Origin of the sequence: Campylobacter pinnipediorum subsp. caledonicus (assembly GCF_002022005.1) — a bacterium.
In the GTDB taxonomy this organism is placed as follows: Bacteria; Campylobacterota; Campylobacteria; order Campylobacterales; family Campylobacteraceae; genus Campylobacter_A; species Campylobacter_A caledonicus.
Map to the genome: position 1 here is coordinate 1,590,449 of NZ_CP017258.1, position 11,945 is coordinate 1,602,393.

The 11,945-nt window shown below is 29.0% G+C and carries 11 protein-coding genes; 5 read left to right on the forward strand and 6 right to left on the reverse strand.

Going from position 1 to position 11,945, the window contains the following annotated elements:
- Nucleotides 1-262: 262 nt before the first annotated feature.
- The 4 genes from CPIN18021_RS07965 to CPIN18021_RS07980 all read left to right on the forward strand — a co-directional run bounded on the left by CPIN18021_RS07965 (nt 263) and on the right by CPIN18021_RS07980 (nt 2,642).
- Nucleotides 263-448 carry a hypothetical protein gene (locus tag CPIN18021_RS07965; protein WP_078423878.1) on the forward strand — a complete coding sequence of 62 codons (186 nt, stop codon included), beginning with the start codon at nt 263-265 and terminating at the stop codon, nt 446-448.
- Between the two features lie 120 nt (nt 449-568).
- Complete coding sequence (locus CPIN18021_RS07970; protein ID WP_078423879.1) at nt 569-928, forward strand: hypothetical protein; 360 nt, start codon at nt 569-571, stop codon at nt 926-928.
- Nucleotides 929-937: 9 nt separating this feature from the next.
- Entirely contained in the window at nt 938-2,083 is a 1,146-nt protein-coding gene (locus CPIN18021_RS07975) for an iron-containing alcohol dehydrogenase (RefSeq protein ID WP_078424794.1), read from the forward strand.
- Entirely contained in the window at nt 2,073-2,642 is a 570-nt protein-coding gene (locus CPIN18021_RS07980; protein ID WP_069638183.1) for a ribonuclease HII, read from the forward strand. Before CPIN18021_RS07975 ends, CPIN18021_RS07980 begins: the two co-directional genes overlap by 11 nt.
- 35 nt (nt 2,643-2,677) lie before the next feature.
- Here the strand turns inward: CPIN18021_RS07980 and CPIN18021_RS07985 are convergent, their stop codons facing one another.
- The 6 genes from CPIN18021_RS07985 to CPIN18021_RS08010 form a co-directional block, all read right to left on the reverse strand.
- Complete coding sequence (locus tag CPIN18021_RS07985; protein ID WP_078424795.1) at nt 2,678-5,782, reverse strand: autotransporter domain-containing protein; 3,105 nt, start codon at nt 5,780-5,782, stop codon at nt 2,678-2,680.
- 113 nt (nt 5,783-5,895) lie between these two features.
- The gene (locus tag CPIN18021_RS07990) at nt 5,896-6,534 is read right to left on the reverse strand and encodes a protein-L-isoaspartate(D-aspartate) O-methyltransferase (protein ID WP_078424796.1); all 639 of its coding nucleotides are present in this window, start codon (nt 6,532-6,534) and stop codon (nt 5,896-5,898) included.
- A gap of 2 nt (nt 6,535-6,536) precedes the next feature.
- The gene (locus CPIN18021_RS07995; RefSeq protein WP_078424797.1) at nt 6,537-7,619 is read right to left on the reverse strand and encodes a hypothetical protein; all 1,083 of its coding nucleotides are present in this window, start codon (nt 7,617-7,619) and stop codon (nt 6,537-6,539) included.
- Between the two features lie 11 nt (nt 7,620-7,630).
- Nucleotides 7,631-9,073, reverse strand: a complete 1,443-nt coding sequence (locus CPIN18021_RS08000; RefSeq protein ID WP_078424798.1) for an MBOAT family O-acyltransferase — start codon at nt 9,071-9,073, stop codon at nt 7,631-7,633.
- Nucleotide 9,074: 1 nt separating this feature from the next.
- Nucleotides 9,075-10,163, reverse strand: a complete 1,089-nt coding sequence (locus CPIN18021_RS08005) for a hypothetical protein (RefSeq protein ID WP_078424799.1) — start codon at nt 10,161-10,163, stop codon at nt 9,075-9,077.
- A gap of 185 nt (nt 10,164-10,348) precedes the next feature.
- Entirely contained in the window at nt 10,349-11,371 is a 1,023-nt protein-coding gene (locus tag CPIN18021_RS08010; protein WP_078423886.1) for a ribonucleotide-diphosphate reductase subunit beta, read from the reverse strand.
- 95 nt (nt 11,372-11,466) lie between these two features.
- On the opposite strand from CPIN18021_RS08010, the gene CPIN18021_RS08015 reads away from it, so the two are divergent.
- Nucleotides 11,467-11,889, forward strand: a complete 423-nt coding sequence (locus CPIN18021_RS08015; protein WP_078423887.1) for a Sua5 YciO YrdC YwlC family protein — start codon at nt 11,467-11,469, stop codon at nt 11,887-11,889.
- Nucleotides 11,890-11,945 lie beyond the last annotated feature (56 nt).

The window sequence follows — 11,945 nt, forward strand, 5'->3', positions numbered from 1 at the left end:
TATAACGGCATTTAGTTTCTCTTATGTAAATTTATATTTAAAAGAAAATTTACAGATAAACCAATATATAAATTTAATGACAATTTAAAAGATATAATCTAAACCAACAGGTATATTAGTAGGTGGATTAATAGATGAAAACAAAGGAGCAAACTTAGGCTATAACATATATACTAGTGCACAACTAAACAATAGACAATTACATCAAGAAGAGATAAAATTTATACAAGAAAATGCAAAGGATTATGCTAAAACAAATAATATGTCAGAAGAAAAAGCAAAAGATACACCTGAGTATTGGGGAGCTTATTATAAAGGTATTGAAATGCTATATGACCCAAGAGTAACTACAACAGGAGTGGGCGGAGTGTCTGTGATTAATGATATTTTTAATGGCGCTTTTCTCCTGTTTCGGAAAAATTTTTCGGTTCTATGGGTTTTCTTATGAAAAACACATATAGTATAATTAAAGATACAAACAAAAAAGGACAAACATGAATACTAAATTTGGATTGTTCATTCTTGGATTGATTTTTATAATTGAAGGTTTGTTATTGCAAGGATGAGCTTGATTGATGGAGTGGCTCCAAGTAGAATGAAAGCTTTAAGTGATAGTTTATATTTTCCAAAAGCAGCAATGCATTTAAACAAACAATTAAAAATACAAAAAGCTCCATCAAGAATTGAAAAAGTTACCACTAGAAGAAATGAACATATGAAGAATTTGCAGGAGAAAAAAATGACTGAGTGGATTATGACAGGAATTTTGATCACTCTTCACAATATAAATGAGTTAAAAAACATTACAGAAAATAGCATTTTTGGCACTTATTTTATAATTATTTCAGCCTGTGGCTTTGTCATACTTTTTACTTTACTAAGCTGGTTTGTGTATAATGCAAGAAGTAGTGAAGTAAATCAAATTTAAGGATTATAAATGAAAAATTTTAGTTTTTGCAACCCAACAAAAATTGAGTTTGGGATAGATAAAGAAAAACAAATTGGTAAATACATGAAAGATTTTAATGTCAAAAAAACATTAATCTTATATGGTAGTGAGAGAATAAAACAAAACGGACTTTTTGATACAACAACAAATAGCCTGAATGAAAACGACATAAAGTATGAAGCGATAGGCGGAATAAAAAGCAATCCTATCTTAAGCAAAGTAAAAGAAGCGATAAATGTAGCAAAAGAACTAAACGTGGATAGTATTTTAGCTATTGGTGGTGGTTCTGTTTTAGATAGCGCAAAAGCTGTGGCAGCTGGAGCCTGTTATGATGGTGATGTCTGGGATTTTTTCACAAATACAAAGCCAAAAACAGCACTTAAAATTTTTGACATAATAACTTTAGCTGCAACCGGTAGTGAAATGAACAGCGGAAGCGTTATAACAAATGACATAACAAATCAAAAATATTCATTTTCATCGCCGGTTACATTTCCAACATTATCTGTAGTAAACCCGGATTTACATAAAACTGTAAGTAAAGAGTATTTAGCATATTCGGCGGCTGATGTTATAGCACACTGCATAGAGGGGTATTTTACAGCTACATACCACCCAACAATAACAAGGATGTATATAGAATCAAATATCAAAAGCATAATAAAAAATACAGAAATTTTACTTAAAAACCCAGATGATTATAATGCAAGAGCTGAGTTTGCTTGGGCTGCAACAATGTCGCTTAATGGACTGTCTCAACTGGGGGTCGATAAGTTTTATTTTCCAAATCATATGATAGAACATGCAATGAGTGCTATAACAGACTGTCCTCACGGAGCTGGTTTATCAGTCATAATGCCTGCTTGGATGATGTGGTATAAGGATCAAAATTTAGATGCTTTTAAGAGATTTGCTAAAGAAATTTTTAATAAAGAATCAGCAAAAGATGGCATAACCTCACTAAAAGAGTGGTTTGACAAAATAAACACTCCAACTAGTCTAAAACAATTAAATATAGACAACAATACATTAGAAAAAATCATTCAAAATGCCTTTGAAAACTCAAAAAGAGCAAAAATGAATGATGTTTACAATCAAAATAGCATAAAAGAAATTTTTGATTTTGCAAAGTAAATCATTAAAAATATGCGGGATTGATGAGGCCGGTCGTGGCGCCTTAGCTGGGGACTTGGTGATTGCTGGCTGTGTTTTACTAAAAGACATAAAAGGGCTTAATGACTCAAAAAAATTAAGCCCTAAAAAAAGAGAAGAACTTTTTGATAAAATAATCAAAAACTCAAAATACCTAATAATATACTTTTCAAACTCTCAAATTGATGAGTTGGGGCTTAGCAAATGTCTAAAAAGTGCTTTGATGTGTTTTAAACGATACTTTAAAGATTATGAGTTAATTTTTGATGGAAATACTGATTATAAAACAAATATAAAAACAATTATAAAAGCAGATAGTGTTATAAAAGAGGTAAGCGCAGCTAGTATTTTGGCAAAGGTAAGTAGAGATAAGAGCATGGAGCTTTTAGATAATGTATATCCAAACTACGGTTATAAAAAGCACAAAGGGTATGGCACAAAAGCACATTTAGAAGCGATACAAAAATATGGACCAACCCCTCTTTTAAGAAAAAGTTTTAAGATAAAGAGGGAAGAGAAAAGTCTTTTTGATACAAATTAGTGTGATTAGATAAAAATATCTAATCACTTAAAATTTTAGAACTTATAAGTTGCGCCTACAGTAAAAATACTACTATCTTTTTTCTTATCTTGAATAGACAGATCATAACTAGTTTGCAACATCAAACCATCTAACAATGAATAAGAAATTCCAAATCCCAACCAAGATATATTTCTTGACTGTTTAGCTCCTTTTATTTTTGCTAAACTTACTGCATTATTTTGTCCATCTACAAAAAATGCATTAAAACCAAAATCATTTGGTTTTACATCATACATATGAGCAATATTTGCACTTAAATTTAAACTATCTATTTTTGCATTTGCTCTAAATCCTGCGACCAACGAAGAAGAGTTATAGCTTTTAGAATCAGCACTTATACCAAGAGCCTCCTTCTCCTCAAAAGATCCACGGACAAGTTTATTAAAAGAATACCCGATATATGGATTTATATAAAGCTCATCTATTTTAAAATTCTTTCCAAGTTCTGTGTATAAACTATAATCTTTGCTATTATATTTTACTTTAGAATTCACATCTAAGATATCTCTATTTACTTTCACTCTTGAACTATCAAAACCAAGCACACTGGATAAATACAAATGGTCAAAATCATACATACCATATACAAAAATACCCATAGAATCTATATCTATATCGCCTGCATTTTTTGAGAATTTAGCCTCTGATTTATTTTGAGCAATGACGGCACCAATTAAAGTATTATCTATTTTTTTAGTATCAGCACCAAACATAGCACCTTTTGTATTTGCTTTTGCGCTAGCAAATCCTTTTTTGTTTATAGATGTTTCTCCAAAAATTCCATCAACATAAAAGTTATTTTTATCACTTGTATCGCCAAAAGAATCCATAATCCTGTTGCTTACTTTTTTATTTAATAATCTATTTTGTTTAAATAAAATATCTTGAGATGATGAATAAATTTCAGCAGAAAGAGAATCAAATGCAGCAGGAAGAACATAAGGACTCATTTTAAATATGCTTTTAATTTTAGCACTAAAAGCGGTATTGTTATACAAATCACTAGAATCAATTATTCCTGCAATATCCTCAAAATTATTAGCAGTATTCATAGCTGCTGCTGGAGTATAGTTAATTTTTTGCAAAACTTTAATCGAGCTATTTCTTTTATAGCTTACGCTAATACTTTTATTTTGAATGTCAAAATTAGAAACATCCAAGTAAGGAATATTGTCTGATTTTAAACTAATAATTTTATCTCGGTTTGCACTTATTTCATTGGCTTCAACAACTTTTCTTGTTTTGACTTCACGTGACATATCACTTGTAAATGTTTCAACATCTGCAACAAGTTTACTATTATCAGCTAGACTCATTTTCCCTTTAACTTCTAAATTAGACTTATCTATATCTATAACTATTCTAGAATTTTCTTTTCCTTCATAATCTCCATTTATAGTTAATCCATTTCCATAAACATTTAAAGAACCTTTATTAACTAATGAATAGTTATTTTGATTTGTTGTGCCTAAAATAACTTTTTTATTTATGCTACGATCCGAATTGTTTTTTGCAAGCAAAGTTCCTTTTTGCAAAATATAAACTTGTGAATTTAAAGAGTCGCCGATACCCAAAATACCATCTTCTATTATAGTTTTACCAGCATATGTGTTTTTGCCACTTAGGTATAAAGACCCAGTTCCCTTCTTCAAGATCCCGGCATCGCCAGCTATATCATTATCCCAAGTTAACTTACTTTTATCTATGTAGTTTCTATAATCAAAATTTACAACAAGTAAATCGCGTTGATTTTTATATTGACTTTCTTTACCATCTTTATAATACATCTCATTATCTGTTGTTGATATCGCATCCTTATTTGTTAAAAGTAGTTTATCAAATCTAGCAGGACCATTCAAAGCTCTTTCTTTATTTAAAAGCCCCCATCCAAATTTTTTATTAGGCTTAGTAGTAACATCTCCACACATTTTTGTAGAATCATTATTGCATGGTCTATAAGTTTCAGCATCATCAGCAGTAGAAAGAACACTCACAACAACCAAATGGTTGTCCATCCATGGAAATTTTTGCCATACATTTGAAGCAATCGCTGAAACTCTTGGTGTCGCACCAGATGTTCCAGCTACTTGGATTCTATGATTAACCTTATCCTTTTCTTTATCTTTTATCCAAATTGCATAAAATCCCTGGGTTGCTATACCCCAAGTTTTAGCTTCTTCTCCTATATAGTTTGAGGCACTTTTTTCGCTGTATATCATGCGTTCTCTCCCAGGATTAGAACCTGAAAACTTAACATCGGCAACACTTATCCAACCATTTCTAGCATCATCATCTATAGTAGGATACATTGACTCCGGTGTTCCAAAATCTTTATATTCATTTCCTGCAGCCCAAACAAACACACTATCCTCTTTAGCATATTTAATAATATTACTATTCATATTATAACTTCCGTAGCCCGTAGGTCTGCTTCCCCATGAATGACTAAATATCCTAAGCCCATGTTTGTGAGCATGAGTAAAATACTCACTACGAGGATTAATACTCCCAGAGTAACCATCTGCATTATAAGAATAAAATTTTATTCCTTGTTTTGCATATCTATTTAATACAGAAGCAACCATTGTTCCATGAGAGTGATAGCTAGATTGTTCTCCATTAACAACAACGAGCCTATCTCCGAAACTTTTACTCTTATAGGCAAGATCATCGATAATCACAACACCATGAGACAAGTGTTCATCATTTATATATCCATTTTTTGCATATTTTTCTAGTTTTTCAATATTTATATTACCAAACCTAAGACCATTGTATTCTGAATTTTTATAAATACGTTGTTCTAATAGTTTTTGTTGAATTAGATTAGCAATCCAGGATTGAACTGATTTTTCTACAGATTTTAAATACTCAACTGATTTTATAGTTAGCGGGGCTACATATTCTGTTGACGCTATATATTTTGGTGAAACTTGTGTAGTAGTATATGATAAGACATTGGATTTATTGCTATAATCACCATATATAGCTAAAGGAGTAGTGGTTTGTTCCACCGCCGCTATCACCGCCACAGGCAAAAAAACCACTGAAGCGATAGACAAAAGATAATATTTTTTATTTTTAACTAACACATCCATTATAGACCTTATTTTCGTTATTATTATATTATTTTTTTTAAAAAATGGGATTTTATCCAATGTGAAATTAATATTATATTAATTTCACGTTAATAATACTTTTTATAGTTAAATTACAAACTTTGAACATTATTTAATAACGGTACAAACAAACACTCATCAGATTGTAAAACTTCTATATCTTTTTCACCATGTTTTATAAATTTAGTAATATATTGTTTACCATTTTTTTCAATTGGTGCAACTAAAACACCACCAACTTTTAGCTGTTCAAAAAGCCTTTCAGGCACACTAGCTGTAGCTGCTGAAAGTAAAATTCTATCATAAGGAGCATATGCTCTCCAGCCATTATTGCCATCATCAAAACGAACATGAACATTTTTTATTTTCAAAATATCAAATCTTTTTTTTGCCTCATTAGCTAATTTTTGTATCCGTTCTATGCTAAAAATTCTATGTCCCAATTTTGATAATATAGCAGACTGATAGCCGCTCCCACACCCTACTTCAAGGATATTATCAACATTTTCACACTCTAAAGCCATTGTCATTTTTGCAACAGTCAAAGGAGAACTAATCCACTGATTTGCATCTATTGGCTGAGCATCAAGACTATACGCATGAGCATTTATAGGGACAAAAATCTCTCTTTCGGTATCTTTTATGGCATTATATAAAAGTGGGGTTAAGGCTATCTCATCGGCTATCTCATCGGCTAATTTTTTACATTTTAGTTGTTGTAATGAATCCAAACTTATTCCTTCTTAAAATTTTCTTGAGTTATAAAATCAGGTAATTGGTATTCATATACTTGATTTTTTAAATCCTCAATTAAACTCTTATAATTTTCATTGGTTACTAAGTATTTATAATCTCTCATTTGCTCCAACATCCAAGTATTTATTTTGTAATTATAATGTCCCAAATCTAGATATAAATTCAAATTATGAGTTATATTTTTATCTACCTGAAAATCATAAATTTCAACATTTTTAAGCTTTAAAAGCTCACTTAAAGCATATTCTTTAAACTTAAATGCATCTTTTATAACATTCATACTTTCCCATTTTTTAAAAAACAATACAGAATAAGGTGGTAAAAATATTTTAAACCTTATATTTGGATTTTCTTTTATAGTTTTTATCCAATATTTATCAAAATTCTCTTTTAAGTCTTTAAAGATTATAACATGAGAATTTGTATTATTGTGCATGCCTGTTGCATGCCAACTTTTTGCTATCTCTTTAAGATTAGAATCATTTTCATCATGTTTATAATAAGAACAATACATACAGTTAAAATCAACAATGTATTTATTTTTATAGCCTCTAATTAAATCCCTAATACCTTTTAGTGAATATTTAAATATGTAAAAATTTAGCAAATATTTTTGTGTAATTTCCATAAAACTATTATCTTTATACATATCCCATGGAAATCTACTTGCGTTAAAGACATCGCTCATAGCAAAAATATCCAAGCTCCAAAGAACGTCATTTAATTTTTGATATCTTATGGCCCTATTAAGGGCAGCTACTTGCTCTCTTGAAACACTTCCAGTCATAGTTAATTTAATTGTATTTTGATAACCTAACATATCTTCAACTTCATTTATTAAAAAATTCTCAGTCATTGATGTGCCAACCACAACAGAATTAAGTTTATAATTTTTTGCCAACCCAGCATTTAAATATCGCTGTTCTTCAAATTTTATATCATAAAAATTAGATATTCTAAATTGTTGGAATGGATCTACGGTATAATTTACAACAGCAACAAAAATTATAGAAAAAAGACATGATACAAAAAACCATTTTAGCCACTTCATTTCATTCAATATTATCTCCTTTAAAAATTAAAATATAAAAATTCACTAACCCTATAAAAAGAAAATATACTTGTCACAAAAAATATAATACTTAACACCAAGTTAAATTTTGATGGCTTAAAATTCTCTCTTAATGCAATTGAGTTTTTTAATAATAAAGCAGCAACAATAGCACCTAAAATATATCTAATTATAGAATGACCTGTATTTAGATGAATAAAAATTTCATCAAACCTAACTCCATTTGAAGCAAAAAAAGAAAAATATTTTTGCATACTTGGAGCCAACACAACATCTTGCAAACTAAACATAGAACTAAGCACTTTTATAGCATCATCCCAAGTATTTGCCCTAAAAAATATCCAAGCTATATTTACAAAGTTAAATGTTATAAACCAAGCTAGGATTTTATTCATCTTAAAGCCAAAACTTGTCCATATCCTATGAATAACTATAGCTATACCATGCAAAAATCCCCAAAACACAAAGGTCCAACCAGCGCCATGCCAAATACCACCGATGATAAATGTAGCTAATAAATTTACATAAGTTCTAAGCTTACCATTTTTATTGCCACCAAGCGGTATATAAACATAATCTTTTAAAAACCTAGATAGTGTCATATGCCATCGTCTCCAAAAATCTTGAATATCAAGTGCTTTATATGGGGAGTTAAAGTTATTTGGAAGCTTTATATTAAACATTAGAGCTATACCTATAGCCATATCGGTGTAGCCACTAAAATCAAAATATAATTGTATCGTATAAGAAAGCGAAGTAGCCCAAGCTTCTAGCAAATTTAGGCTTGCTGCTATATCAAAGCCACTAGTAGCATACCCTGCAAATTTATCAGCTATAACAACTTTCTTAAAAAGACCTATTGAAAATATAAAAATGCCACAAGCTATATTTTTATAAATTTTAATTTTATTATTTGAATCAGCAAACTGTGGCATCATCTCTTTATGATGAACTATAGGACCTGCTATAAGTTGTGGAAAAAAGCTAACAAAAAGTGCATAATCAAGCCAACTTTGCTTATGGGTATTGATACCTTTATAACTATCAACAAGATACGCTATTTGCTGAAATGTAAAAAAAGATATTGCAAGTGGAAGCAAAATATTAAGTTGTGCAATATTTGCACCTAACATATTTAAATTCATTATAAAAAAGTCTGCATACTTAAAATATCCAAGCAATGCAACATTACACACGATACCTAAAACAAGAGTGGTTTTATTTTTATTTTTTATCAAAGATTGAGACACAAAATAATTAAAACCCATAGAAACAAGTATTATTGGAAGATACTTTATATTCCAATATGAATAAAAAAACAAAGAAGATATAACCAAAAATAATTTAGCCATATCAAATTTGTTTATGCTGTTTAGATAAAAATATCCAAAAAACACTAACGGTAAAAAAAGAAAAATAAATTCAAATGAATTAAATAGCATTTTATTCCTTCTTAAAATTTTCTTGAGTTATAAAATCAGGTAATTGGTATTCATATACTTGATTTTTCAAATCCTCAATTAAACTCTTATAATTTTCATTGGTTACTAAGTATTTATGTTCTTTTATATACTCGAGTATCAAAGTATTAATTTTTTGATGATAATGAGAAATATCTTTATATAGCGATAAATTATGAGTTATATTTTTATCTACTTGAAAATCATAAATTTCAACATTTTTAAGCTTTAAAAGCTCACTTAAAGCATATTCTTTAAACTTAAATGCATCTTTTATAACATTCATACTTTCCCATTTTTTAAAAAACAATACAGAATAAGGTGGTAAAAATATTTTAAACCTTATATTTGGATTTTCTTTTATAGTTTTTATCCAATATTTATCAAAATTCTCTTTTAGATCTGCAAATGCTATTCTATTAGAATGAATATTACCTGGTTCATTTTCATTCCAGCTTTTATATATATTTTCTTCACTATAAGAAGAGTCATCGACAAACAAAGACCAGCAATATATACAGTTTAAGTCTAAATTAGCCATTGTACCCCCCCCCATAATAAAATTATGTATAATGCTTTTGATATATTTGTAAGAATTTTTAAAAATAAAAGAATTTAACAAATAATCTTTGATTGATTTAAAACTATATTCTTCATACAAAAACCAAGGAAATCTATTTTTATCAAAATTATCACTTAATGAAAAAATATCAAGCCCAAATAACACATCATCTATTTTATTGTGTTTAATAGCGGTATTTAATGTAGTTATTAGCTCTTTAGTAACCCCTCCGCTTATTGATAATTTAATAACATTTTTATAATTTAATTTTTCTTCAATTTCGTTGATTAAGAAATTCTCAGTCATTGATGTACCAAGAACAACTGAATTGATTTTATAATTTTTTGCCAACCCAGCATTTAAATATCGCTGTTCTTTAAATTTTATATCATAAAAATTAGATATTCTAAATTGTTGGAATGGATCTACGGTATAATTTACAACAGCAACAAAAATTATAGAAAAAAGACATGATACAAAAAACCATTTTAGCCATTTAATTTCATTCACAAAACAATTCCTCTCTAATTCCATAAACATTTCAATTAAAGCATAATGTAAAATATTCTAATTTTATTTTTTTAATGCTCATAAATTATATTTTAAAACATTAAAATTATAGATTCGCTCTTTATTGATAGTTTTTTAAAACTTTCTTTGTTTAAAGCAAACCATAAGTAAAGATACAAACAAAATCAGAAGTCATCAAAACTTAAACTTCCCTTAGAATAATTTGTTACCTTGCTTTCAAAGAAATTAGACTTTTGATCATTAAATTTAGAAAAATCATCCACCCATTTTATAGGATGTTTTGCATTATAAATTCTTTTTAATCCAATAGCAACCAAACGCTGATCCACAAGATAATGAATATACTCCTGTATGATATCATCAGTAAAGCCCATGATTTGATTTTGAGTTATATATTTACCCCATTTTATCTCTAAATCACCAGCTTTTTTAAACATATCATATATGGTTTCTTCAACCTCGGCAGTAAAAAGCTCAGGTCTTTCATTTCTTACAGAGTTTATCATGTTTTGAAACAAAAGCAAATGTGTTATCTCATCTCTTTGAATAAATCTTATCATCTGAGCCGAACCAAGCATTTTTCCAGCTCTAGCAAGTGCATATATCGCTGTGAATCCGCTATAAAAATATATTCCTTCTAAAATTTGATTTGCAACCATAGCAAGCAAAAGCTTAACATCAGTAACCTCTCCTGCTAATTCCTCATACAAGCCAGAAATATAGTCATTTTTCTCTCTTAAAACATCATCGTGTTTTTCCATCTCATAAATAAGGTCTGTATTATCAGATATAGCCTCTACCATAACCGCGTAAGACTTGCTGTGGTTTGCCTCTTCGTAAGCTTGACGAGCCAAACAGGCATTTATCTCAGGTGCTGTTATATATGGATTTATATTATCTGCTAGGTTATTTGTTTGAAAACTATCCATTGATATAAGCTGACTCCATACTAGATCATACATTCTTCTTTCCGCTTGTGTTAAATTATAATTATAATCCCTAACATCAGCACTAACGTCAACCTCTTTTGGAAACCAAGTGTTTGCTTCCATTAAATCCCAAAGCTTTAAAGCCCACTGATATTTTGCTTTTGTGAAATTTAGTATCCCGTGAGGATTTCCGTTAAACACTCTTCTATCAGTTAGAGTTTCGTTTGATTTTGGGTTATAAATCTTTTTTCTTTCCATGTTTTTACCTTAAATTTATTATAAATTTTGCAAGATTTTACCAAAATATAATTAAAATAAACACAGATAAAATATAATCACATTAGGATTTCAATATGATTTTTTTAGCACAAACAGATACAACAGCTGGATTTTTAAGTAAAAATGCAAATGAAATAAATAAAATAAAAAATAGACAATTAGACAAACCTTGTGTCATAACAACATCTAAATTTAAAATTTTATCAGAACTAACAAGAGTGCCAAATAAATTTAAAAACAGGATTAGAAAATCAAAAAAAACAACTTTCTTATATCCAAATTTAAAAGCCATAAGAGTTATAAAAGATGGTAGACACTCTAATTTTTTGGATTTGCACGGATGGATGTTTTCTAGTTCTGCAAATTTACATGAAAAACCTTTTGATGAAGCATGGGCGAGAAGCGTTGCTGATGTCGTTGTTGATGAAAATTTTAAAAACAATAGTCCATCTAAAATTTTAAAAGTTTCAATTAGTAACATCAAACAACTAAGATAAAATTATTAATTTAAAATTAAACTAAAAAAAATTATAGGCATGTTAATATTTAAAAT